The organism is Dickeya sp. CFBP 2040 (genome assembly GCF_012273755.1).
Taxonomy (GTDB): Bacteria; Pseudomonadota; Gammaproteobacteria; order Enterobacterales; family Enterobacteriaceae; genus Dickeya; species Dickeya poaceiphila.
Map to the genome: position 1 here is coordinate 44903 of NZ_JAAVXH010000073.1, position 25684 is coordinate 70586.

The following is a 25684-nucleotide window of genomic DNA, read 5'->3' on the forward strand; positions in this document are numbered from 1 at the left end:
CAACGGCTCACTCCCCTCGCCCGTTTAATTGCCGCAACCAGTTGGACAACACCTGCCGAATGTCGGCGCTGACCTGAGTCAGCTCGCGGGATGCATCAATCGTCACGATAGACGCATCGGCTGCCGCCAATTGCTGATAGCGCGCACGGGTTCGTTCGAAAAACGCCAGCGACTCCTGCTCGATACGGTCCAGTTCACCGCGCTGGCGAGCGCGTTTCAGCCCCAGCTCAGGTGGGATATCCAGATAAAGCGTCAAATCGGGGCGAAAATCACCCAGCACCGTATCCCGCAACGAGGTCATCAGGTGCGGATCGATCCCCCTCCCTCCCCCTTGATAAGCCTGAGAAGAAAGATCATGTCGATCACCCACTACCCAAGCGCCACGGGCCAGCGCCGGGCGAATCACGTTTTCCACCAGTTGCACGCGTGCTGCGTACAACATCAGTAATTCCGCTTTATCTGTCAGCTTTTCATTTGCGACGCCTTGTTTGATAAGCTCACGCAGTTTTTCCGCCAGCGGCGTGCCGCCGGGTTCGCGGGTAAAAATGACATCATCAATGCCCGATGCCCGCAGCGTTTCCACTACCACAGTATGAGCGCTGGTCTTGCCTGCACCTTCCAGGCCTTCAATCACAATAAATTTACTATTCATGCTTTTCCTTTCCGGCAGCAGCAGCCTGCGCGGAACGATATACCTGTACGGCACGATTATGATCGTTCAGGTTAGAGGTAAATGTGTGACCACCTTTGCCGTCGGCCACAAAATAGAGATAGCTGGTCTTGGCCGGATGCGCTGCCGCTTCAAGTGATGCCTTACTCGGCATGGCAATAGGCGTTGGCGGCAACCCGCTGATGACATAGGTATTGTATGGTGTGGGAGCCTCCAGCGCACTGCGGGTAATCACACCGTTATAACTCTCGCCCATTCCGTAGATCACCGTCGGGTCAGTTTGCAGCCGCATCCCCGCACGCAGACGATTGATAAACACCGACGCCACCAATGGCCGCTCGTCATTAATTGCCGTTTCTTTTTCAATCAACGACGCCATGACCAGTAGCTCTTCAGGGGTTTTATAAGGCAATCCCTCATCCCGCGCAGCCCAGACGTCATTCAGTATTTTTACCATCCGCTGATGCGCACGTTGCAGGATCGATTTATCACTCATCCCGGCAGTATGGAGATAGGTATCCGGATAAAACCAGCCTTCAGGATTGGGCTTGTCTTTCAACCCTACCGCTTCAGCAATCTCCTGTGGAGTTTTATCGTCCAGCGTGTGCCTGAGATAAGGTGCAGACTTCAGCGTTTCCTGCCAGTCCTTCAGGCGTGAGCCTTCCACGAACCGCAGCGAAAACTGCGCTTCTTTGCCGCTGGCCAGCAACACCAACATCTCGCGCACCGCCATACCCGGCATCAACCGATAAGTTCCGGCTTTAAAGGTCGACAGTTCCGGCTCCAGATACAGCAACCACGCAAACCAGTGACTGTCGCCAACAATCTGCTGTTCCACCAGCAAATCTTTTAAGCCTTCACGATTCGTGCCGGCAGGGAGAGTAAAAATGGTTTCCTGTTTGATGGTCAGCGGTGAAGCGGCGAAATGCTGTATTTGCTTCCACCCAATCCAGACACCGATTACCAATAGAACAATAATCCCAAGACCCCACTTTATTCTCTTCATAACGCATCACAACTCACAATTAGGACTCAGAAAGTCGAACAACTCTCGTGAGCGATAACACCAGATATGCGCCTGGTTTACAGGTATAACCGGCATCAGCGCATTACACACCAGCACTTCGTCCGCATCTGCCAACGCCTCCAGTGGTTCTGACACCACATGAAGCGTAAACGCAGAGGCCTGCAACAGCGCCATAATATGCCGACGAGCCACACCGTCAACGCCGCAAAGCGCGATATCCGGCGTAAACACCCGCTTTCCTTTGCGCCAGAATAAATTAGCCGCACAGCATTCCACCAGCGCACCGGAGGTGTCAAGCACCAGTGCCTCGTCGGCACCAGAGCGTTCAAGATGCGTGCGGATCAGCACCTGCTCCAGTCGGTTCAGATGTTTGATACCCGCCAGCCACGCGCTTTGCGCCAGCGTAACCGGGCTAAGCGCCAGCCGGATGCCATCCTGACGCCAATTGACGTAATGTTGTGGATATGGTGCCTGCATCACTATGCGTACAGGGTTGTCACATCCCGCCGGACTATAGCCACGGCCACCGTTCCCCCGGCTGATGATGACCTTCACCACACCATCGACGCGGCCCGCTGCTGCCCGCTGCATCTCATCACCCAGTTGTTGCCAGTCAACATCCGGCAGCAGCAATTTTTCCGCCGCCTGCTGTAGCCGCAGAATATGTCGCTCCAGCCATATTATTTGCCCTGCAACGACTCTGGCGGTGGTAAAACAACCGTCACCAAATTGTACGCTGCGATCCGAAACCGGTAATTGCTGTTCTGCTTTCCCGTCAATCCACCACATATCCGCCTCCTCGGCCAGGGTGCAAGCCTGTCAGCCGTCTTTGCGTCCGGCAAGCGGCAATATCTGATTTTTGAACAGACAAAAAAAAGCCCGGCAGAACCGGGCTTATTATTAAAACATCACATCAGACTTTACGGAACACCACGGAACCATTGGTGCCGCCGAAACCAAAGGAGTTACACAAGGTGTATTCCATGTTGGCGACCTGACGAGCCTCGTGCGCAACGAAATCTAAATCGCAACCATCATCAGGGTTATCCAGGTTGATGGTCGGCGGAACAGCGTTATCACGCAACGCCATAATACAAAAGATTGACTCCACCGCACCCGCTGCACCCAGCAGGTGGCCGATCATCGATTTGGTCGAACTGACCAACACGCGAGTATCCGCACCGAAAACCGATTTCACTGCCTGTGCTTCCGCCTTGTCACCAGCCGGCGTAGACGTTCCGTGCGCATTGATATAACCCACCTGACTCGTAGAAATACCTGCATCACGCAAGGCATTCTCCATCGCCAGCGCCGCACCTGCACCACTTTCCGGTGGGGAGGTCATGTGGTAGGCATCGCTGCTCATACCAAAACCGACGATCTCGGCATAGATTTTCGCGCCACGCTTTTTGGCATGTTCATACTCTTCGAGTACCAAAATACCGGCGCCGTCGCCCAACACAAATCCATCGCGATCTTTGTCCCACGGACGGCTCGCCGCCTGTGGGTTGTCGTTGCGGGTTGACAGCGCTCGTGCCGCACCAAATCCGCCGACCCCCAGAGGGGTACTGGCTTTTTCCGCCCCGCCGGCCAACATAACATCGGCATCGTTGTACGCGATAATGCGTGCAGCGTGGCCGATGTTATGCACACCAGAAGTACAGGCAGTGGCGATCGATATGGTAGGACCACGCAAGCCGAACATGATGCTCAGGTGCCCTGCGACCATGTTAACGATAGTGGATGGCACAAAAAACGGACTGATTTTACGCGGACCACCATGCATCAGCGCGCCATGGTTTTCCTCGATCAGTCCAAGGCCACCAATACCTGACCCAATAGCGGCTCCGATGCGGCTCGCATTAGCTTCCGTTACCTCAAGGCCTGAATCCTGCATGGCCTGAATGCCTGCGGCAATCCCGTATTGAATAAAGGCATCCATCTTGCGCGCTTCTTTGCGCGAGATGAAATCTTCACAGTTAAAGTCCTTTACTAAGCCAGCAAAACGCGTTGCATAGGCACTAGTATCGAAATGATCAATCAGGCTGATGCCACTCTGACCGGCAAGCAGAGCATTCCAGGTTGACGCTACTGTATTGCCGACAGGAGATAACATGCCCAGACCAGTCACAACTACTCGACGCTTAGACACGCTGATCCTCCAGGGAGGGAAAAAATGATACTGAGGTAGAAGAAAACTTAGGCGGTCGGACGACCGCCTAGATATGTTCGATTACTGCTGATTAGCCTGAATGAAATCAATGGCTGCCTGAACAGTCGTGATTTTCTCAGCTTCTTCATCTGGAATCTCGGTATCGAATTCTTCTTCCAATGCCATTACCAGTTCAACAGTGTCAAGAGAATCAGCGCCCAAGTCATCAACGAAAGAGGCATTGTTCACGACTTCTTCAGGCTTAACACCCAGCTGTTCAACGATGATTTTCTTAACGCGTTCTTCGATAGTGCTCATACTCTTAAATTTCCTATCAAAACTCGCTTTCGCGATGGTTTTCGTAGTGTATAAAATGTTGAAAAAGATGCAACAAAATCAAGACTGGTCGAACCAAGATTTTGTGCTTTTTACAGTTTTCGCTGCAAATTAACGCAAATTACCGTGTTACTCATCAGATCATATACATGCCACCATTGACATGCAATGTTTCGCCGGTGATGTAACCCGCCTCATCAGAGGCTAGAAACGCCACAGCACTTGCGATTTCTTTAGCATCACCCAGCCGGTTGGCAGGAACATTCGCCAAAATGCCCGTGCGCTGTTCCTCTGTCAATGCTCGTGTCATATCGGTTTCAATAAAGCCCGGAGCCACTACGTTGACAGTAATACCGCGAGACGCCACTTCCTGAGCTAACGACTTGCTGAAACCAACCAGTCCTGCCTTAGCAGCAGCATAGTTAGCTTGACCAGCGTTGCCGCGGGAACCAATCACAGACCCAACAGTGATGATGCGACCAAAGCGTTTTTTCATCATGGCGCGTAACACCGCCTTAGACAGACGAAAAACGGAACTCAGGTTGGTATCCAGTACCTCCTGCCAGGCGTCGTCTTTCATACGCATTAACAGGTCATCACGTGTGATACCGGCATTGTTCACCAGAATATCAATATCACCGAATGCTTCTTTGATACTGGCCAAAACGCTTTCAATCGAGGCACTATCCGTAACGTTCAACGCGTAGCCTTTGCCTTTCGGCCCCAGCCACGCGCTGATATCCGCAGCCCCTTTTTCACTGGTGGCGGTGCCAATTACGGTAGCGCCACGGGCAGCCAGCGTCTCGGCGATCGCCCGACCAATGCCACGACTTGCGCCCGTCACCAGGGCAATTTTTCCTTCAAAATTCATTATCTTCACCGTTTTTACTGTTCAAGCGCTGCTGATAAAGAAGCAGGATCATTAATCGCCGTTGCCGTAAGGCTGTCAACGATTCGTTTGGTCAACCCGGACAACACCTTGCCAGGACCGACTTCCACCAGGGTCGATACCCCCTGGGTGGCTATATATTCGACACACTCGGTCCAGCGAACCGGGTTATGCAACTGGCGCACCAGTGCGCTGCGAATGGCTTCGGGGGCAGATTCAGTGCGTACATCGACATTATTAACCACCGGGATTTCCGGTGTATTGAAGGTCATGGCCTCTAACGCATCCGCCAGTTTGCGAGCCGCCGGCTCCATCAGTGCGCAGTGAGAGGGGACACTGACTGACAACGGCAAGGCGCGTTTCGCCCCTGCGGCTTTGCAGGCTGCGCCAGCACGTTCAACCGCTTCTTTATTTCCGGCAATAACCACCTGTCCCGGCGAGTTAAAATTAACGGGTGAAACCACCTGACCTTGCGCTGCTTCGGCACAGGCTGCGGCAATCGCGTCGTTATCAAGACCAATGATGGCGTACATTGCCCCTGTACCTTCCGGTACCGCTTCCTGCATCAACTTGCCACGCAACTCGACCAGACTGACCGCCTGCTTGAAGTCCAGCACGCCAGCACATACCAACGCAGAATATTCGCCCAGGCTATGGCCAGACATCAATGCCGGCAACAAACCACCCTGCTGCTGCCAGATACGCCAAAGTGCCACAGATGCCGTTAACAGTGCGGGCTGGGTCTGCCAGGTTTTGTTCAGCTCTTCCGCTGGCCCTTGCTGGGACAGCAGCCACAAATCATACCCCAGCACCGAGGAAGCTTCGTTAAACGTTTCTTTGATCAACGGGAACTGTTCAGCCAGTTCAGCCAACATACCTACAGACTGAGAACCCTGACCGGGAAATACCATCGCAAATTTCGTCATAGTAATACGTCCTGATGAATCAAAAACAAATCAGAGCAGAGCCCCAGGTAAAACCACCGCCAAACGCTTCCAGCAAAATCAACTGTCCACGCTGAATTCGTCCATCGCGGACGGCCTCATCTAACGCAGAAGGAACAGATGCAGCGGACGTATTGCCATGGCGATCCAGTGTCACTACCACTTTATCCATGCCCATGCCCAATTTTTTAGCCGTGGCGCTGATAATGCGCAGGTTTGCCTGATGGGGAACCAGCCAGTCGAGTTTACTTTTATCAAGGCCAGACGCATCTAACGTCTCTTCAACAATATGCGCCAGTTCCGTTACAGCGACTTTAAATACTTCATTGCCCGCCATGCTCAGATACGCAGGCGTAGGCTCTTGCCTATTCGTATTAGGCAATGACAAAAGATTGCCGTAACTGCCATCCGCGTGCAGATGCGTAGAAAGGATTCCTGGTTCTTCGGAACGCCCCAGCAGCACAGCGCCAGCCGCGTCGCCAAACAGAATCAGGGTACTACGATCAGTCGGATCAAGCGTTCTGGACAACGCATCAGAGCCGACGACCAGTGCGTAATCTACCGCGCCGCTTTTCACATACTGATCAGCAACGCTTAATGCGTAGGCAAATCCAGCGCAGGCAGCAGCGAGGTCAAAAGCAATCATATCTTTAATACCCAGCATCTGCTGGATTTGACATGCCGAGCTTGGGAATGCATGGCTGGACGATGTCGTCGCGACGATAAGCAATCCAACCCGATTCTTATCGATCTCTGCCATATCAAGCGCGTTCAGCGCAGCACGGTACCCCATAGCGGCAACGCTTTCATCTGGAGCAGCAATGCGACGTTCGCGAATACCAGTACGGGTGACAATCCATTCATCTGACGTATCCACCATTTTTTCTAAATCAGCATTCGTCCTGATTTGCGCGGGCAAATAACTTCCCGTTCCGAGAATCTTTGTATACATGTACGCTCAGTCACTCTTGGGTAATACAGCTTTTAGTCGCGACGCAATCCGCTCCGGGAGCTGTCGCTGCACCGCCTGCATCGCCTGTTCAATCGCTACAGCAAACGCATTCTGGTTCGCAGCACCGTGGCTTTTTATGACAGTTCCACGTAATCCTAACAGACATGCGCCGTTATAGTGGTCAGGGTTCAGGTGTCCGAAACGTCTGACCAGACGCCGTTGTAACCAACGTCCTAAAAATTTCAACCACCATGGCTGTGCTTGCCGACGCTCTCCCCTGCCAGACGTTCCCTTCAGGAGAGACAGAAACATTCGCACTACCCCCTCCATGGTTTTTAACGTGACATTCCCGACAAAGCCGTCACAAACCATCACATCCGTTTTGCCGGTCAGCAATTCGTTGCCTTCCAGATAACCGATATAATTAATAGAGGACATCGTTTTTAGTTGCGCCGCTGCGTCACGGATACTAGCAAGCCCTTTGCTCTCTTCTTCGCCGATGTTCAACAACGCCACTCGCGGATTCGTTAACCCAAGCACCTCTTCTGCCATGACGGATCCCATCACGGCAAACTGCACCAGCATCGTGCTGTCGCAATCAACATTCGCCCCCAGATCCAGCACCACACTTTTTCCGTGTTGCAGATGAGGCAACATGGTCACCAATGCAGGCCGATCAATGCCCTCAATGGGTTTGATTAATAGCGTCGCCAGTCCCATCAACGCGCCGGTATTACCTGCACTAACACAGGCTTGTGCCCGCCCGTCCCGAATCAACTCCAGAGCGATACGCATAGATGTCCGCCGACTGGCTCGGATAGCCTGGGACGGACGCGCATCACCAGCTATTACCGATTCAGCCGGCACGATTTCCAAACGGGAGAGTAAAGAGGAATCGACTTTGGCAACTAATGGAGTAAGCGCGGAAGGATCGCCAACCAACAGCAAATGGAGGTCTGGATTAGAAGCCAGTGCCTGCAACGCAGCAGGCACTGTAATGCAGGGACCGAAATCCCCACCCATTGCATCTAACGCCAAGGTTAGGCGCGTCAAAGTGTTTCCTTGCTAAATCGCAAGAATTACTTAGCAACAACCTTGCGACCGCGGTAGTAACCATCCGCAGTGACGTGGTGACGCAGATGCGTTTCGCCGGAAACTTTATCTACGGATACAGCGGAAGTGGTCAGCGCATCGTGAGCACGACGCATACCACGTTTGGAACGGCTAGGTTTATTCTGTTGTACGGCCATGGACCTTACTCCTTAATTACTTACGCTTTAAACTGGCTAATACGGCAAATGGATTCGGTTTTTCCGCCTCAGCGGGTAACTGACCAAACACCATATCCGTTTCGGACACTTCACAGTGTTCAGAATCATGCACCGGCGCGATAGGTAAAGAGAGGATGAGCTCATCCTCAATCATCGCCAACAAATCAACCTCACCGAATTCATTGACTTCGATAGGTTCATAAGCTTCCGGCAAGGCTTCAGCCTGTTCATCACTGATGACCGGGCTAAAACAGAACGTGGTGTGGACCTGATGTTCGAAAGGCTTGCCGCAGCGCTGACACAGCAACGTCACCGTTACATCAGCCTGCCCATCAATCACTGCCAGCCGTTGGCTGTCAATGCTGAACGACAGAGTCGCATTCACATCACTGTCCACACTAACCACTGATTCGGCGACACGCATCACCTGCTCAACCGTATAGATACCAACATAATCTAAACGCTTCTGAGCAGTGCGAACCGCATCAAGGGTTAAGGGTAATTTTACCTTTTGCATAGGGCGCGCATATTAACGTCGTAATGACGGAGAGTCAAAGAAAAAGGTGGCGATGTCGGTACTTTCACGTAAATTTGCTTTCGCACACCCAAATTCGCTTCCAGAGCGACAAGCAGTTTAAAATGCATTACCTGATTACGCTATGACCTGGTTGAAATTTATGTCCCGGATTGTCCTTGCCTCTACCTCTGTTTATCGCAAAGCACTTTTTGAAAAACTGGGATTGCCGTTTATATGTGCAGCGCCTGATTTTGATGAAACGCCTGATGATAGCGAAAGTGCCGTCGAGCTAGTCCGCAGACTGGCAATCGGTAAAGCGCAGTCACTGGCCGGGCGTTATCCTGACAGCCTTATCATCGGCAGCGATCAAGTCTGTGTATTGGGAGATACCATTACCGGCAAGCCCCATACCCAGGAAAACGCCATACGCCAGTTGCAGCAAGCCAGTGGACAGCGCATCACCTTTTATACTGGGCTTGCGTTATTCAACAGCGCAACGACACGCCTGCAATGTGTCGTGGAGCCATTCGATGTCTATTTCCGTACACTCGGCATCAGAGAAATTGAGCGCTATGTTGAGATTGAAAATCCTGTTGACTGCGCCGGAAGCTTCAAAAGCGAAGGGCTTGGCATCACCTTATTCGACCGGTTATCTGGCCGGGATCCAAATACGCTTATCGGCTTACCACTGATTACGTTGCTGGAATTATTACGCCAGGAAGGCGTTAACCCGTTATTGCCATAATAATGTGCGCGCTCCGTCCCTGCCGCAAGTCCAGGACGTGCACGCCAACTTATTTCTGGTTTTGGCGTTGCCGAAGAACCAGCAGGCAATGGCGCAAAGCTGCATCAAGCGGTGCCTCAATGCGTAGTGTTTCACCAGTATGAGGATGTTCAAACCGCAATGCCTGCGCATGAAGAAACAGGCGTTTGAGTCCGGTATCCATCAGTTGAGCATCAAAATCACGATCACCATACCGCTCATCAAAAGCAATGGGGTGACCAGCATACTGGGTATGGACACGAATCTGGTGGGTTCGCCCCGTCACCGGGCTGGCACGCACCAACGTGGCACAATCAAATCGCTCTTCCACCTTAAACAGTGTTTCCGACGGCTTACCCTCACTATTTACCCTGACAATACGCTCGCCACTTTGCAGCACATTTTTCAACAGCGGCGCTTGCACTGACTTACAGTGTGACTGCCACTGGCCGCGAACCAGCGCCAGATAATCCTTCTGCATATTTTTGCCGCGCAATTGTTCATGCAATGAACGCAGCGCCGAACGTTTTTTAGCCACCAGCAATACACCAGAGGTATCACGATCCAGACGATGAACCAGTTCCAGAAAACGCGCTTCTGGCCGTAGCGCCCGAAGTCCTTCAATCACGCCGAAGCTAAGCCCGCTTCCGCCATGCACTGCCGTACCCGATGGCTTATTCAGGAGCAACAGATAATCATCTTCATACAGTATGCAATCCGCCAGTGCTGAGACTTTATCCAGACTGGCGGAAACCGCCGGTTCTTCACGCTCCGACTGGCGCACAGGCGGAATACGCACTTCATCGCCATCCAACAGCTTGTATTCCGGCTTGATACGTTTTTTATTCACTCGCACCTCGCCTTTACGCAAAATGCGATAAATCATACTCTTTGGCACACCTTTAAGCCGGGTGCGCAAGAAATTGTCGATTCGCTGACCAGCTTCCTCAGGGGAAATTGTCAGAAACTGTACGGTTGGATTCTCTGTTTTCATGGAGGCGGATTTTAAAGAGCACACACCGATAGCGCCACATCTTTTTCTATGCTTAACTGTCAGTCTGGCTTATGAAGATATTGTTACTGTCCGCGACCAGACTGGTTTTAGCATCAACAGGTATCAGTTTGATGAAAGACAGCACAATAAACTTTATATTGACAGGCAAAGTCACCTTGCTATCGATGTATCAGCAATGGAATAATGCTTTGGCTTTCCGTGCTGATTTCCGGTAAAACAGGGGAAATTGCGGAATTATTATCTTTGTCTGATTACTCATAAACGCAGCAATGGCGTAAGACGTATTGAATAATCAGGCAGTTAGCGAGCTGTGGTTTGCAGCTTGGCCGGCATATGGAATCAGATCTGGCAACCTATTTTTCAGAAGCTGTTCCCGCAGTAAATGCGCTGTATTTCCTGATGAAATACAGGCTACCGAAACATGCGCCTCTATGCAGGCGACAACCGTGAGGTTGACGCCCCTGCGATAAGACACGAGGCCATCGGTCCCCTCCGGTCATGCACCGCGTTCACCCGCAGCTCTATCAATAATGCAAGTAAAAATAATGAGTTAAGCACAATGAAAAGAATGTTGATTAACGCGACTCAGCAGGAAGAGTTGCGTGTTGCCTTGGTTGATGGTCAGCGGCTTTACGATCTGGACATTGAAAGTCCCGGCCATGAACAGAAGAAGGCAAACATTTATAAAGGCAAAATCACCCGCATTGAACCCAGCCTTGAAGCCGCTTTTGTTGATTATGGCGCAGAGCGACATGGCTTCCTTCCTCTTAAAGAAATCGCACGCGAATACTTCCCCAGCAACTATAACTCTCACGGTCGCCCGAATATTAAAGATGTGCTCCGTGAAGGTCAGGAAGTTATCGTTCAGGTGGACAAAGAAGAGCGCGGCAACAAAGGGGCTGCCTTAACGACGTTCATTAGTCTGGCTGGCAGCTATCTGGTGCTGATGCCAAACAATCCACGCGCAGGAGGCATTTCCCGTCGTATTGAGGGTGATGACCGTACTGAATTGAAAGAAGCGCTTGGTTCACTAGAACTACCGGACGGCATGGGACTAATCGTCCGTACCGCCGGGGTGGGCAAATCAGCCGATGCACTGCAGTGGGATCTGGCGTTCCGTCTGAAACACTGGGAAGCTATCAAAAAAGCGGCGGAAGGCCGAGCGGCACCGTTCCTGATTCATCAGGAAAGTAACGTAATCGTCCGCGCATTTCGCGATTATTTGCGTCCTGATATCGGCGAAATCCTCATCGATAATCCGAAAATTCTCGAATTGGCCAAAGAGCATATCGCTGCGCTGGGGCGTCCGGACTTTAGTAGCAAAATCAAGCCGTATACTGGTGAAATTCCGCTGTTCAGCCATTACCAGATCGAATCGCAGATCGAATCTGCCTTCCAGCGTGAAGTGCGCCTGCCTTCCGGCGGTTCAATCGTCATTGATACCACCGAAGCGCTGACCGCCATCGATATCAACTCCGCCAGAGCCACCCGCGGCGGCGACATTGAAGAAACCGCCTTCAACACTAACCTGGAAGCGGCAGATGAGATTGCCCGTCAGTTGCGTCTGCGAGACCTGGGCGGTTTGATTGTTATCGACTTTATCGACATGACGCCGGTCCGCCATCAGCGTGAAGTGGAAAACCGCCTGCGTGAAGCGGTACGACAGGACCGCGCTCGTATTCAAATCGGTCGCATTTCCCGTTTTGGCTTGCTGGAAATGTCGCGCCAACGGCTAAGTCCGTCATTAGGCGAATCCAGCCATCACGTCTGCCCGCGCTGTAGCGGCACAGGTACGATTCGTGACAACGAATCACTGTCGCTGTCGATTCTGCGCTTGATCGAAGAAGAAGCGCTGAAAGAGAACACCAAAGAAGTCCATGCGATTGTGCCGGTCCCTATCGCATCTTATCTGCTTAACGAAAAACGTGAAGCCGTTAATGCTATCGAGAAACGTCAAGGCGGTGTTCGCGCCATTATCGTACCTCACGACGGCATGGAAACTCCGCACTACTCCGTACTTCGCATCCGTAAAGGCGAGGAAAAACAGACTCTGAGCTACATGTTGCCTCAGTTGCTGGATGCTGAAACCCAGCAGTCAACAGAGGAGCAAGTGTCTGAACGCCGGACACCGGAACAGCCGGCACTGGCCTCCTTCACTATGCCTGATATTCCGCCAGGTGAAACCACAACCGCTCCGGCAGTGGCTGCACCAAGTCGTGTGGAAAAACCGGCCTCCTCCGAACGCGGCTTGTTTGGTCGCCTTGTTGGTGCATTGAAGGGCATGTTTGCATCGTCTAACGACGTTAAAGACAAACCGGTCGATGCGGCCCAAACAGCGACAGACGATCAGGAGCAAAAGCAGGAACGCCGAAACAATCGCCGTCAGTCTGGCCGACGTGATCGCACGCGCGAACCTCGTGAACGCGATGAACAGCGTCGTAACAAACGCGTACAGACGCAAAATGCTGACGTCGAAACTGTACCTACAGCGGAAGTATCCGTTCAGGACAAAGCCGTTCGTGATGAACAGCGCCGCGAGCAGCGCGCCGAGCGTCAACGCCGCCGTCAGGAGGAAAAACGTCAGGCACAGAATGAAATCAAAGATCTGAACACCGCTGCCGCTGATGTTGAAGATACAATTGCCGAGCAGGAGAAACCCGCTCAGGTGATGCCACGTCGTCAACGCCGCCAGTTATCTCAAAAAGTACGGATTGACGATGGCAACACCGCCGGAGAGAACATTGATGCACAGTCGCCGACGGTATCGCACGTTCAGGAATCTCAGGCACAGGACGCACCTGAATCAGTTGCATTGATTGCTGGAGTTGCGGATACAGAAAATGAAACTGCAACTGAAAGCAACCGTGAAACCGGTCTGCCGCGCCGTTCTCGCCGTTCGCCTCGTCATCTGCGTGTCAGTGGTCAGCGCCGTCGCCGTTACCGCGATGAGCGTTACCCTGCACAATCGCCGATGCCACTGGCGCAAGCTTCAGCCTCGCCAGAAATGGCCTCCGGCAAAGTTTGGGTTCGTTATCCGGTTGCGCAGCCGCAACAATCGGAATTGGTGGAGGAACAAACCACTGAGACGACCAATGTCCAGCATTCCGCTGCGCCTGAACTGGCAGCAACACCGGTTGTTTTGTCTTCTGAAGTGACAAATCTGGACACGGCTCTCGCAAGCGCCCCGCTAGAGGATGCCCCGGTATCCGTTCCGGCGCAGCAAGAAGCGGCATCAACCGAAGTGGTTCAGCCTACCGAAGCCAACTTGCAACAAGCAGTGTCCCAGTCTCAAGAGAGACAAGAGCCTGCACCGCAGATCGTAAATACGATTGCCAGCGTTGAAGAGACGGCGGCCACGGTGGTTACCGATAACGAAGCAACAACAAGCAGTGATAAACCCGTTGAAGCCCAGATAACTGAGCCGCCACAGGTTATTCATGAGTCAGTGCAGGTTGATACCCCATCAGCGGTTCAGGAAGCGCGCATCGTGCCGCCAGTTGAAACCACGCCGGTGGTACAGCCTCGCCAGCATCACGCAACTGCGCCGATGACCCGTGCGCCGGCACCGGCCTATATTCCGGATGCACCGCGTATCAGCCACTGGCAACGCCCGGCGTTTGAATTTACGGGTAAAGGTTCGGCTGGCGGCCATAGTGCCGTGAATCAAGCCAGTGCTCCGGCAACACGGCCCGTGGAATAAATACGATCTGTGGAATAAATACGATCTGTGGAATAGATGTAAAAAAAGCACCTTGTTGTAGGTGCTTATTCTGATTCGATGCCCGTCCATGACGGGCATTTTTTCAGACAATCGCCTGCAGCAATTTGATATCCATGCCGTCAATTTTGCCTTCCAGTTGAGCAACAAGAGCACGGAAATGCGCAGTCTGCTTATGCTCAGTAATCGCTTCCTCGCTTTTCCAGCGCTCGAAAAACACGAACGAGCCACTTTTGTTGAGTTCTTCATGCAACTCATACTGCAAATTGCCAGCTTCCTGACGACTCGGTACCACTACCTGCCGAACGGCTACTGCGACTTCATTAATAAATTCCGGCTTAGCCTGAACACTGGCGACGATACGAATCTCCATCATAAACTCCATTGATATAACAACCGATTAAATATCCGACCATAAAACGCCAACAAAAAGCTAATTTCAACCTTTTCACAACGAACGGATGCATTCGCTACACTTTCCGCTTATGCTTATTCCCCGCCATATTCCCCTGCTTTAGGGACGTTATTTACTGACTGCCGGAGTTTTCATGACCCCCTTGCCGAATGTTCTGAAGATTCGCCGCCCTGATGACTGGCATCTTCATTTGCGTGACGATCAGATGCTCAACACCGTACTGCCTTACACCAGTCGCCTGTTTGCCAGAGCCATCGTCATGCCAAACCTAACGCCGCCCATTACTACGGTGGCTCAGGCCGAAGCGTATCGGCAACGGATTCTTTCCGCCATTCCTGTTGGCGATACTTTCCAGCCATTGATGACCTGCTATCTGACAGAGTCATTGGATAAAAATGAAATTATCTCAGGCTATCGGCAAGGCGTATTTACCGCCGCTAAACTTTATCCGGCTCATGCAACGACCAACTCCAGCCACGGTGTCTCGGATATCAACACCATCTACCCAATACTTGAGGAGATGCAAAAATTGGGTATGCCGCTTCTGGTTCATGGTGAAGTGACCGATCCGGAAGTCGATATTTTTGATCGCGAGGCCCGTTTCATTGAACGCATCATGGAGCCACTACGCAAACAATTTCCAGAACTGAAAGTGGTATTTGAGCACATCACCACTCGTGAAGCTGCCCAGTATGTTCAATCGGCTGATCGTTTCGTCGCGGCCACTATTACACCGCAGCACCTGATGTTTAACCGTAACCATATGCTGGTCGGCGGTATTCGCCCACACCTATACTGCCTGCCAATCCTCAAACGCAACACCCATCAGCAAGCGCTACGGGAAGCCGTCGCTACCGGTAGCGAAAAATTTTTCCTCGGCACCGATTCTGCTCCTCATGCCAAACATCGCAAAGAATCATCCTGTGGATGTGCCGGTGTCTTTAATGCACAGGCTTCATTAAGTGCCTACGCCACTGTATTTGAAGAATTGAATGCGTTGGACAAACTAGAAGCATTCTGCTCCCTGAATGGCCCACGTTTTTATGGACTTCCGGTTAATGAAGAGACGCTGGAATTACACCGCAGGCCGGTGCAGTTTCCGCAAGAAATCGTAGCAGGCAAAGAGAGTATTATTCCATTCCTTGCCGGCCAGAGTCTTAACTGGTCTGTCGCCTGATAGTATTCGACTCCCTGCCCGCCAGGGGGTCACTCCCCATGCATTTTTTCTCTTTATTGCTGCTTGTAGCCTGCCCCCTTTTACTGTATAAAAAAACAGTAAAGGAGACAACCATGCGTATTGAATTGACTATAGCAAAAACGGCCCCGCTACCCGCAGGCGCACTTGAGGCACTAACAGAAGAACTGAGTCACCGGGTGCATGGCATTTATCCGGATGCGCCGGTCCACATCCGTTATGCTGCTACAAATAACCTAACTGTTTTTGGCGGTAATAAAGACGACAAAGAGCGAATATCAGAAATCCTGCAAGAGACATGGGAAAGCGCTGACGACTGGTTCATTCAAAATGAATAATGTTTTTTCCCTTTATTGATAGTTACCCGGTAAAGAGTTAGCAGGTAGAGAGTTACCCGGTGGCCAGAATCCTCTGTCTGGCCTTATACATTTATACATACTGTTTTTATGGATATTTTACACTTCATATGACGTGCTGTACTATTTTTGCTCACTCACTATCACTCGTTTCGCAAGATAATTAGCCGAAACATCCACTTGAGTTTTTTTTACATTTAATTTCCATAAATGGATCCGACAGAGATATACTGATATTGCTCAGCCACAAGAGCCGTCTTAAACCTCGTTTAGTCACTCACGGTAGTAACTAGTCAATAAGGGGTAACTATGGACAGAAAAAATGAGATTATTCAAACGCACCCGCTAGTGGGTTGGGATATCAGTACCGTTGACAGTTATGATGCAATGATGATCCGTTTGCATTACCTTTCTGCGGCGGATCAGGCGCCGGATGAAGCGCAGGTTGACCGGACATTATGGTTAACCACTGATGTGGCAAAACAGCTCATTTCAATTCTGGAGGCTGGTATTGCCAAAATCGAATCAAACGACTACCAGCCTGCTGACTACCTTAAGCATTAATGTTTCTTATCTTTATCACCATTCACAATTTCATTTATCCACCCAGACGCCGCTCTTTTGAGCGGTGTCACATTTCTCACACCACCAAAATAATTAAGCACCTTATTTGTTTATAAATAAAAATCAACCATAGAAACACTCAATTAAATATAAAACAACAATTAAACAAATCAGTTTTTTCATTATTGAAATAAAATAAAAAAATAATACTCATGATATATTTTTCAAACTATTTTAATGATACTTACATAAAAACTTAACTTTATTTTAAAATAAGAATACAGCATCAAAAATGTCATTTTTATATTGATTTTATGTTTCCACGCGGTTATTTTCTCGGAACGGTCGCTAATTAATGATAAGGATCTCGATAATGCTTTGGCGTAATACGTCAACTCGATATGGATATATCAGCGCACTCCTGCACTGAGCTAGTGCCATTACGATCTATGGTATGTTTGCATTAGGGTTATGGATGGTTACTTTGGGATATTATAACCCCTGGTACCACAATGCTCCGGAAATACATAAAGGCATAGGAATTCTGCTGTTTCTGGTTCTGCTTTTCCGGGTAATATGGCGCTGGTTATCGCCACCACTATCCAGTTATTCAGCATTAACGCGGATTGGTGCTACAGCCGCACATATCTTCCTGTACTTACTGTTATTCAGTATTCTTATTAGCGGCTATTTGATTTCCACCGCGGAAGGGCAAGCAATTTCTGTTTTTGGCTTGTTCTCTGTTCCTGCGACACTGAGTGGCATTCAAAATCAGGCAGACACTGCCGGTAAGATTCATTTGTATCTTGCATGGTCGGTTGTCGTTTTGTCTGTATTACACGCATTGGCAGCACTGAAGCATCACTTTATTGATCATGATGTAACATTAAAACGCATGTCCGGTCGGCATGTTGATTAGTTCATTTTGGAATTTAGGGAAAAATACCAATGTTGAAAAAAAGTCTTCTGTTGGGTGCAGCTCTGGCATCTCTGCTCACCTGGACTGACGTAGCTTCCGCCGCTGATTATAAATTTGACAAAAAAGAACAACACGCATTTATTCAATTCCGTATTAAGCACTTAGGATATAGCTGGATTTACGGTTCATTTAAAGATTTCGACGGTACGTTTACCTTTGATGAAAATAATCCATTGCAGATAAAGTCAACGTCACTGTTAATACCAACAGTGTCGATACCAATCAGGCTGAACGCGATAAACACATTCGCAGTGCTGAATTATTAAATGCAGACAATTATCCCCAGGCAACCTTTACATCAACTGGCGTACAAAAAAATGGAGATGGATTAAAAATTACCGGTAATTTGATACTAAATGGTGTCACCAAACCGCTAATACTGGAAGCCAGACTGATGGGCCAAGGTGATGATCCATGGGGCGGATATCGTGCTGGTTTTGAAGCGAAAGGTAAGTTGATGTTAAAAGACTTTAATATCACTACCGATCTTGGCCCAGCCTCTCACGAGGTAGAATTAATTATTTCCCTCGAAGGTGTTCGCCAGAAATAAGATCCCGCGCAGAGCAATTACGCTCTGCGCACTTCTTCAACTAAATTATTTTTTCTCTTCCGATACAGGAATACCCAATGAGGCATTCAGTAATCCTTTAGCTTTATTAAATATTTTCATACTAGCTTCTCGATTTTTCCGACGCTGACGTTGTTCTTGAAGTGGTAGCCGGATCTCTTCCTGACACAACGCGCTACAACACCCCTCATATTTTTCCGCACAATCCGGGCACTGAATAAACAGCAAATGGCATCCTTGATTCTTACAGTTGACATGGGTATCACAGGACATTCGATGGAAAGAAAAAATCACAGTCCCCCCCGCAGTATTGGTGCTGCGAGCCACATTATGTGACAGGGTTGTTTACTCAATTATAACCAACCTCCCCGCCGCACTGTGCGGGGACACCGCCCTATTTTCCCCAACCAACTTAATGTCACCAAACGTTAAAATCCATATTTCACAGATGATATGATGAATACCGTATTGAATTTGCGGATAAAAGCACACGCGTGTTCTTTCGTCAAACGCGCCATCTTTGGTCGTTCTGCAGGAAAACGCTGATAACTCAATTAACCGTCGGCGCATTGCTCGCCTTTTTTTGATACTGAGGCTATGACACACATCCCCTCTTTCCATCGCTCATTGTTACACCCGCGTTACTGGCCAACGTGGGCAGGCATTGTTCTACTCTATCTGGTGGTATTGCTGCCTTATCCTCTCATCTATCGCATCGGCACAGGGCTGGGCCGGTTGTCTATGCGTTTTATGAAACGCCGCGTTGCTATCGCTCATCGCAATCTACAGCTCTGTTTCCCCGATATGCCTACAGCAGAACGGGAAAAACTGGTCAAGAAAAATTTTGAATCGGTCGGCATGGGCGTCATGGAAACCGGTATGGCATGGTTCTGGCCTAACTGGCGAGTAGAGTACTGGTTCAAAATAACCGGTATCGAAAACATGTTACCTTTACGCGAACAAAAACGCGGTGTGTTGTTGATTGGTCTGCATTTCCTTACTCTGGAAATCGGTGCACGTATCTTCGGTATACAAAATGCCGGTATCGGTGTTTACCGCCCCAACGACAATAAATTGATCGACTGGCTACAGACCTGGGGCAGAATGCGTTCTAACAAATCAATGCTGGATCGCAAAGACCTAAAAGGTATGATCCGCGCCCTGAAGCAGGGTGAAATTATCTGGTATGCCCCCGATCACGACTACGGTCCACGTAGTAGCGTATTTGTTCCTTTGTTTGCGGTTAAGAATGCAGCAACTACTGTCGGCAGCTATATACTGGCCCGCGCGGCAAAACCCGCTATTGTCCCGTTTGTACCCCGACGGTTACCCGGAGGGAAAGGCTATGAGTTAATCATTCGACCCGCGCAGTTGGATATTCCACTAGAAACTGAAGAAGCCACCGCTATCTGGATGAATAAACTCGTTGAAGAAAATATCCTGCTGGCGCCGGATCAATACATGTGGCTACATCGACGCTTTAAGACACGCCCAACAGGGGAAGCTTCATTGTATTAAATACCGTTGTATTAAATACCGCTGCATTACGTGCTGGGGTATTACCAGCCAGGAAAACATGATGGACGACACCACTCCGATTGACTGGAAACGCAACCTCTACATTGCCTGGTTGGGATGTTTTTTTACCGGAGCGGCCTTCAGCCTGGTCATGCCTTTTCTTTCACTGTATGTCGAACAACTCGGAATACAGGGTCATGAGGCGTTAAATCTTTGGTCAGGTGTTGTTTTCAGTATCACGTTTCTTTTTTCAGCAATCGCATCCCCCTTCTGGGGACGCCTTGCAGACCGCAAAGGGCGCAAGCTGATGTTGCTACGCTCTGCACTGGGAATGGCGGTCGTTATGGCGCTAATGGGTCTGGTGCAAAATATCTGGCAGTTTCTGCTGCTCAGAGCAGCATTAGGTATTTTGGGTGGTTTTGTTCCCAATGCCAACGCGTTAATCGCCACACAAGTACCACGCAGCCGCAGTGGCTGGGCACTGGGGACATTATCTACCGGCGCAGTGAGTGGTTCCTTGCTTGGTCCGTTGTTAGGGGGCTATCTGGCTGACACTTTCGGCTTGCGTCCTGTCTTTTTCATCACCGCTATAGTCTTGTTCATCTGCTTTCTGGTTACGCTGTTTTTCATCCAAGAGCGTATTGAGCCGGTACGGAAAAAAGATATGCTCAGCGGACGTCAGGTAATGGTTTCACTGAAGAATCCACATCTGGTCATGAGCCTGTTTATCACTACTCTTATCATCCAGGTAGCAACCGGTTCTGTCGCCCCGATACTGACGCTGTATGTACGAGAGCTAGCGGGCCAGACCGATAATCTGGCGTTTATTAGTGGCGCTATTGCCGCCATCCCTGGCGTTTCGGCACTGCTGAGTGCACCTCGATTGGGAAAACTCGGCGACAAAATTGGCCCAGAACGTATCCTGATAGCCATGCTGATCCTGTCGGTATTATTACTGATTCCTATGGCGTTCGTGCAGTCACCCTGGCAACTGGCAGCGTTACGATTCCTGCTCGGAGCTGCCGACGGCGCACTGCTGCCTGCCGTGCAAACGTTACTGATATACCACTCTTCTCATCAGGTTGCCGGGCGGATTTTCAGTTATAACCAATCATTCCGCGATGTCGGTAACGTAACAGGCCCATTATTGGGCGCCAGCGTGTCAGCAACCTTTGGGTTCAGGGCCGTATTTCTGGTTACCGCTTCCGTCGTGATGGTCAATGCTCTCTACTCGTGGTTATCTCTACGACGGAAACCAAACCCTGAGCTGATATCTGAGTCAGAATGAATTTCTGCGTACCAGAAACCGGCATTCTATATAAGACGGACATAAAAAAAGCAACGGCCCCGCCGTTGCTTTTTTATTAATAAACCACACAGGCTTATTCGCTTTTAATCACCGGAGCGTCGAGCGTCTGGTAGTGGTTTCGCCAGTCACTATAATTTTCTGGCTGGCTCCATACACGCTGGTGCAAACGAGCTAATGTCACTGGATCACTCATCAGCGCTAAGCGCAAATTACCATCGACTTCATGAGGTTTACGGTTCAATGCATCATTGACGCGTTGCTCACGCATATCCTCAATCGGCTTGCTCAAGCAGTGACGAGCCGTTGCCATTGCACTGGATAACGCGTTGATCGACGGATCAAAAACCGCATGCATGAAACCATCATTCAACTTGCGCTCACGATTACGACGGAAATACTCGTCGGTCGCCACCAGTTCACGCGGTGGATCAGACTCTTCCGGGATCAGTAACAGCTTACCACGCTTGCAAGCCAACCCAAGGCCGGCACGGCTGGACAATGTTGACACTAACGGTGAAAGAATCAGTGAGAATACAATAGGCCCCAGCCACCACAAGAAACGTAAATCCAGCCACGCCATGCCAATCGCCCAAACCAACCCCAGTAACAGTTGAGAGCCATGACGTGCAAATGCTTCGCTCCAGGGAGTGGCATCATCATCACGCTGTGGCGATTTCCATTGCACTGACCATCCCAGAAACGCACTGACTACAAATACAGTATGAAACAGCATACGCACCGGAGCCAATAGTACGGAAAACAGCATTTCAATCAGCAGTGAGATGAATAGCCTGACTGAACCACCGTAGGACTTAGCCCCCTTGGCACACACCAAAATAACGCTCAGCAGTTTCGGCAGGAACAACAAAACTAATGTTGTAGAGAACAACGCTATAGCCAGCTCAGGTCTCCACTGCGGCCATACCGGGAACAATTGACGCGGCTGTAGAAAGTACTGCGGCTCCATCAACGTATGCACCACCTGCAATGCGGTAGAAAGTGCCAGAAACATGAACCACAACGGTGCAGACAAATAAGACATAACCCCTGTCAGAAAGACTGCACGATGCACCGGATGCATACCTTTGACCAGGAACAACCGAAAGTTCATCAGGTTACCCTGGCACCAACGACGGTCACGCTTTAATTCATCCAGCAGATTTGGTGGCAATTCTTCATAACTGCCTGGTAAATCATAGGCAATCCATACCCCCCATCCGGCACGACGCATCAGCGCCGCTTCGACAAAGTCGTGTGACAGAATCGAACCAGCAAAAGACCCTTCACCCGGCAGCGGCGCCAACGCACAATGCTCAATGAACGGCTTCACACGGATAATGGCGTTATGTCCCCAATAATGGGATTCACCCAACTGCCAGAAATGCAAACCGGCGGTGAACAACGGCCCATAGACACGAGTAGCGAATTGCTGACAGCGGGCATACAGCGTATCCATACCTGATGCACGCGGTGCAGACTGGATAATCCCAGCATTCGGGTTGGCCTCCATCAGCCGAACCAACGCAGTCAGACATTCGCCGCTCATCACGCTATCAGCGTCCAGCACCACCATATAGCTGTACTGATTACCCCAACGCCGACAAAAATCGTCAATGTTACCGCTCTTGCGTTTCACACGACGGCGACGACGGCGATAGAAAATACGACCAGCACCGCCAACTTCACGGCACAAATCCATCCAGGCTTTTTGTTCGGCGACACAAATATCCGGATCGTTGCTGTCGCTGAGTACATAAATATCAAAATGATCCAACTCACCAGTGGCAGCCACCGATTCGTATGTCGCCCGCAACCCTGCGAAGACTCGCTCCACATCCTCGTTGCAGATAGGCATGATCAACGCCGTGCGATGTTTCGGATTGAGCGGTTCATTGCCCGTCGTTGTCGAAGAGATGCTGTACCTATCCTTGCCAATCAGCAGTTGCAAGAACCCCATCAATGCGGTCCAGAAACCCGCCGATACCCAGCAGAACAAGACAGCAAACAGGATCAAGATTCCGCTTTGCAGGACGTAGGGCAGCAACTGCATGACCGTACGCCATACATCCTGATGCACCATTTCAAAAGGATCAATCAATGCCCATCCCTGATAAGGAAGAATGGTCTTCATATACCAGGTAGCAATAGCTGTCTGAAATAACGTCAGTACTAGCAGGATATAGCGACGAATTGTCCCCACCTTGCGCCAGCGGTTTTCCGCTTCATTCTCTTCCGCCGTTTTATATTGATGGCGAAGAGGTTTGGAGCGCCCGTTGATCATATCCCACCAACGCACTATTGGGTTGGTCTGCCAGGCATCAGGGAACATGGAAGCACGGGTAATGCGCGGCATAGCCTGCAGTGCAGTACGACCTTCACGGTCTTTGCACAGTTGCTTGCCACCATTTAGCCCATCTTCCCATGCCAGCTCCAGACGGCGTTTTACAGAAACCAGAGGGATATCATCTGATGACTGCATAGTGACCACAGAACCATCAGACAGGGACTGATGCAAAGAAGACAGATCCTGAGACGAAGATAATGTCTCACGTAAAGCCTCTGCCTGCCCGGCAGGCAGAGGCAAATTCTCGATATAATCGAGAGAAATAATTGATTTATTCATTAGCAGGCAGCTGATAGCTCCAGGTTTCAGTCAATGTGGTATCGCCATTGACCAGCGCCGCTCGCATTTCCGTTGGTTGTTTGTTGTCTTTAACCTTCAGACGCAGTGTAAGACGCCAGCCATGCGTTACCGGATTATAACGAACACTGTTTTCCACAATTTCACCGTTATCACCAATACTGACTTGTGAAGCAACCGGCGTGTTCGAATCCAGATCTTTCATTTTGCCACCGACAAAATCGACCAGAAATGCGATGGTGCCATCAGGCTGACGAATCAGGTTAGATTGTTTTACATCCCCCGTTGAACGCATAGTCTGCATGACATAAGCCTGTTCCGGCGAATGCAGCGCCTCTTCATCCTTGGTGAAATGCAGACGATACTTGACCTCCAACGGCTTACCTTTCTCAGGCAAGTTTTCCGGCGTCCAGAAAGCCACAATATTATCGTTGGTTTCGTCTGCAGTCGGAATCTCTACCAGTTCCACCTTACCTTTACCCCAGTCGCCTTTGGTTTCAACCCAACCACTGGGACGCAGGTCATAACGATCATCCAGATCTTCATAGCCAGAGAAATCACGTCCACGCTGCAGCAGACCAAAGCCTTTGGGATTCTCGATAGAATAGGTGCTTACCGACAGATGCTTCGGATTATTCAATGGACGCCAGATCCACTCACCATTGCCAGCGTGAATTGACAGACCATCAGAATCATGCAAAGCAGGACGGTAATTTAATGTTGGAGACGGCTGATTTGGCCCGAACAGGAACATGCTGGTCAGCGGGGCGACACCTAATTTGCCCACGTTGTCGCGCAGATAAACTTTAGCTTCCACATCCATCATGCTATCACTGCCCGGATAGAGCACAAAGCGGTAAGCACCGACAGAACGCGGAGAATCCAGTAAGGCGTAGATCACCAGATGTTTATCTTCCGGTTTCGGATGTTCAATCCAGAATTCACGAAAACGCGGGAACTCTTCGCCAGACGGTAATGCCGTGTCGATAGCCAAACCACGGGCCGACAGACCATAAACCTGCCCTTTACCCACTATACGGAAATAACTCGCGCCCAACATGCTGAGAATTTCATCGTTCTTATCCGCTTTATTTACCGGATAGAGAACTTTGAAACCAGCGAAGCCCAAGTCTTTCACTGTCGCCGAATCATGATTGACAGAGCCAAAATTGAAATAATCAGTAGAATATTTGATTTCGTTGACTTCAGTGGCGGTTACTTCATTGATTTTGACTGGGATGTCAAAATACATGCCCTGATGGTAGAACTGCAATTTGAAAGGCGTCTGGTCCGAATTCCAGTAGGATTTATCCTGGTTGAAGCGAATCTGCTGATAATCGGCAAACTTCATGTCGCGAAACTGAGCCGGAAGATTGCTCTTTGGCGCTTCATACCCTTTTTCAGCAAGCTTTTCCGCCTTTTGAGCCACATCATCAATGGAAAAAGCCCATGCATGTAACGATGTCAGAGACAGCATTACCGCAGCTGAAACCCAGCGAAGATTAGCAACCCGCTGCTTAACCCTAAATTTATTAACCAGCACATCTCCCCCTGTATGTGTGCCCAAATCAACTAAAACTCATATTAATAGATAAGTTAGCTTTCCGACAACTCAAGAAAAGAATGGTTCATCATAATAGGTCATCGTTTAAACAACATTGACACACATAAATGACAAACCACCGTTTCCGTATGAAAAACCATAACGGATATATCGCCAGGAATGCTCCAGAATAGTCCGTTTAGCAACCAGACCAAATTTTCCTCTCACATGGCTGCAGTAGCAAGAAACTTCTGGCTCTGAAGGTTATTAACCGATGTTTTCTGGAAAGCAAAGCGCAATTTTTTCACCTGATACGATCAGAAAAGAACATTTTCTTAACCA

The 25684-nt window shown here is 50.0% G+C and carries 22 protein-coding genes and 3 pseudogenes; 9 read left to right on the top strand and 16 right to left on the bottom strand.

Annotation, left to right across the window (positions count from 1 at the left end; genetic code table 11):
* Positions 1-7: 7 nt before the first annotated feature.
* From tmk to yceD, 11 genes are all read right to left on the bottom strand, one after another.
* Positions 8-652 (bottom strand): dTMP kinase, encoded by a 645-nt coding sequence (gene tmk, locus Dpoa2040_RS09185; protein ID WP_168641061.1) that lies wholly within the window; start codon positions 650-652, stop codon positions 8-10.
* On the bottom strand, positions 645-1676 hold the full coding sequence (mltG, locus tag Dpoa2040_RS09190; protein ID WP_168641062.1) for an endolytic transglycosylase MltG: 1032 nt from the start codon (positions 1674-1676) through the stop codon (positions 645-647). Before mltG ends, tmk begins: the two co-directional genes overlap by 8 nt.
* A gap of 6 nt (positions 1677-1682) precedes the next feature.
* Positions 1683-2486, bottom strand: a complete 804-nt coding sequence (pabC, locus tag Dpoa2040_RS09195) for an aminodeoxychorismate lyase (protein WP_168641063.1) — start codon at positions 2484-2486, stop codon at positions 1683-1685.
* A 124-nt stretch (positions 2487-2610) separates the two neighbouring features.
* On the bottom strand, positions 2611-3849 hold the full coding sequence (gene fabF / locus Dpoa2040_RS09200) for a beta-ketoacyl-ACP synthase II (protein WP_042871192.1): 1239 nt from the start codon (positions 3847-3849) through the stop codon (positions 2611-2613).
* Positions 3850-3930: 81 nt separating this feature from the next.
* Complete coding sequence (gene acpP / locus Dpoa2040_RS09205; protein WP_012765204.1) at positions 3931-4167, bottom strand: acyl carrier protein; 237 nt, start codon at positions 4165-4167, stop codon at positions 3931-3933.
* 154 nt (positions 4168-4321) lie between these two features.
* Positions 4322-5056 carry a 3-oxoacyl-ACP reductase FabG gene (fabG, locus tag Dpoa2040_RS09210; protein WP_042871194.1) on the bottom strand — a complete coding sequence of 245 codons (735 nt, stop codon included), beginning with the start codon at positions 5054-5056 and terminating at the stop codon, positions 4322-4324.
* 14 nt (positions 5057-5070) lie between these two features.
* Positions 5071-6000 carry an ACP S-malonyltransferase gene (gene fabD / locus Dpoa2040_RS09215; RefSeq protein WP_042871196.1) on the bottom strand — a complete coding sequence of 310 codons (930 nt, stop codon included), beginning with the start codon at positions 5998-6000 and terminating at the stop codon, positions 5071-5073.
* Positions 6001-6019: 19 nt separating this feature from the next.
* On the bottom strand, positions 6020-6970 hold the full coding sequence (locus Dpoa2040_RS09220) for a beta-ketoacyl-ACP synthase III (protein WP_042871197.1): 951 nt from the start codon (positions 6968-6970) through the stop codon (positions 6020-6022).
* Positions 6971-6976: 6 nt separating this feature from the next.
* Positions 6977-8023 carry a phosphate acyltransferase PlsX gene (gene plsX, locus Dpoa2040_RS09225; RefSeq protein WP_146411199.1) on the bottom strand — a complete coding sequence of 349 codons (1047 nt, stop codon included), beginning with the start codon at positions 8021-8023 and terminating at the stop codon, positions 6977-6979.
* Between the two features lie 26 nt (positions 8024-8049).
* Positions 8050-8220, bottom strand: coding sequence for a 50S ribosomal protein L32 (rpmF, locus tag Dpoa2040_RS09230; protein ID WP_012769343.1), 171 nt, complete (start codon positions 8218-8220; stop codon positions 8050-8052).
* Positions 8221-8236: 16 nt separating this feature from the next.
* Positions 8237-8758, bottom strand: a complete 522-nt coding sequence (gene yceD, locus Dpoa2040_RS09235; RefSeq protein WP_042871201.1) for a 23S rRNA accumulation protein YceD — start codon at positions 8756-8758, stop codon at positions 8237-8239.
* Between the two features lie 160 nt (positions 8759-8918).
* On the opposite strand from yceD, the gene Dpoa2040_RS09240 reads away from it, so the two are divergent.
* On the top strand, positions 8919-9503 hold the full coding sequence (locus tag Dpoa2040_RS09240) for a nucleoside triphosphate pyrophosphatase (protein WP_168641064.1): 585 nt from the start codon (positions 8919-8921) through the stop codon (positions 9501-9503).
* Between the two features lie 49 nt (positions 9504-9552).
* Here the strand turns inward: Dpoa2040_RS09240 and rluC are convergent, their stop codons facing one another.
* Positions 9553-10515, bottom strand: a complete 963-nt coding sequence (gene rluC / locus Dpoa2040_RS09245; RefSeq protein WP_042871204.1) for a 23S rRNA pseudouridine(955/2504/2580) synthase RluC — start codon at positions 10513-10515, stop codon at positions 9553-9555.
* A 580-nt stretch (positions 10516-11095) separates the two neighbouring features.
* On the opposite strand from rluC, the gene rne reads away from it, so the two are divergent.
* Positions 11096-14236, top strand: a complete 3141-nt coding sequence (rne, locus tag Dpoa2040_RS09250) for a ribonuclease E (RefSeq protein WP_168641065.1) — start codon at positions 11096-11098, stop codon at positions 14234-14236.
* A 103-nt stretch (positions 14237-14339) separates the two neighbouring features.
* Here the strand turns inward: rne and Dpoa2040_RS09255 are convergent, their stop codons facing one another.
* Positions 14340-14627, bottom strand: a complete 288-nt coding sequence (locus Dpoa2040_RS09255) for a putative quinol monooxygenase (RefSeq protein ID WP_168641080.1) — start codon at positions 14625-14627, stop codon at positions 14340-14342.
* Between the two features lie 175 nt (positions 14628-14802).
* On the opposite strand from Dpoa2040_RS09255, the gene pyrC reads away from it, so the two are divergent.
* The 5 genes and pseudogenes from pyrC (at position 14803) to Dpoa2040_RS09280 (ending at position 18313) form a co-directional block, all read left to right on the top strand.
* Positions 14803-15846, top strand: a complete 1044-nt coding sequence (gene pyrC, locus Dpoa2040_RS09260; protein ID WP_168641066.1) for a dihydroorotase — start codon at positions 14803-14805, stop codon at positions 15844-15846.
* Positions 15847-15959: 113 nt separating this feature from the next.
* Positions 15960-16202, top strand: a complete 243-nt coding sequence (gene dinI, locus Dpoa2040_RS09265; protein WP_168641067.1) for a DNA damage-inducible protein I — start codon at positions 15960-15962, stop codon at positions 16200-16202.
* A 327-nt stretch (positions 16203-16529) separates the two neighbouring features.
* Positions 16530-16784 (top strand): biofilm formation regulator BssS, encoded by a 255-nt coding sequence (bssS, locus tag Dpoa2040_RS09270; RefSeq protein ID WP_042871214.1) that lies wholly within the window; start codon positions 16530-16532, stop codon positions 16782-16784.
* 373 nt (positions 16785-17157) lie between these two features.
* Positions 17158-17703, top strand: a pseudogene (locus Dpoa2040_RS09275) (cytochrome b).
* Positions 17704-17732: 29 nt separating this feature from the next.
* A pseudogene (locus tag Dpoa2040_RS09280) lies at positions 17733-18313 on the top strand (YceI family protein).
* 45 nt (positions 18314-18358) lie between these two features.
* Here Dpoa2040_RS09280 and Dpoa2040_RS09285 read toward each other — a convergent pair.
* Positions 18359-18598: pseudogene (locus tag Dpoa2040_RS09285) on the bottom strand (hypothetical protein); the annotation flags it as partial.
* 330 nt (positions 18599-18928) lie between these two features.
* Between Dpoa2040_RS09285 and Dpoa2040_RS09290 the strand changes: the two are divergent.
* Complete coding sequence (locus tag Dpoa2040_RS09290; RefSeq protein ID WP_042871220.1) at positions 18929-19849, top strand: Kdo(2)-lipid IV(A) acyltransferase; 921 nt, start codon at positions 18929-18931, stop codon at positions 19847-19849.
* A 61-nt stretch (positions 19850-19910) separates the two neighbouring features.
* A complete protein-coding gene (gene mdtG / locus Dpoa2040_RS09295; protein WP_168641068.1) occupies positions 19911-21137 on the top strand; it encodes a multidrug efflux MFS transporter MdtG in 1227 nt (408 codons plus the stop codon).
* Positions 21138-21231: 94 nt separating this feature from the next.
* On the opposite strand, the gene mdoH is transcribed toward mdtG, so the two are convergent.
* Together mdoH and Dpoa2040_RS09305 are read right to left on the bottom strand one after the other, a co-directional pair.
* Positions 21232-23781 carry a glucans biosynthesis glucosyltransferase MdoH gene (gene mdoH / locus Dpoa2040_RS09300; protein ID WP_168641069.1) on the bottom strand — a complete coding sequence of 850 codons (2550 nt, stop codon included), beginning with the start codon at positions 23779-23781 and terminating at the stop codon, positions 21232-21234.
* Positions 23774-25276: a glucan biosynthesis protein G gene (locus Dpoa2040_RS09305; RefSeq protein ID WP_210423895.1), complete on the bottom strand. Its 1503-nt coding sequence runs from the start codon at positions 25274-25276 to the stop codon at positions 23774-23776. The genes mdoH and Dpoa2040_RS09305 overlap by 8 nt, the downstream gene beginning before the upstream one ends.
* Between the last annotated feature and the right edge of the window lie 408 nt (positions 25277-25684).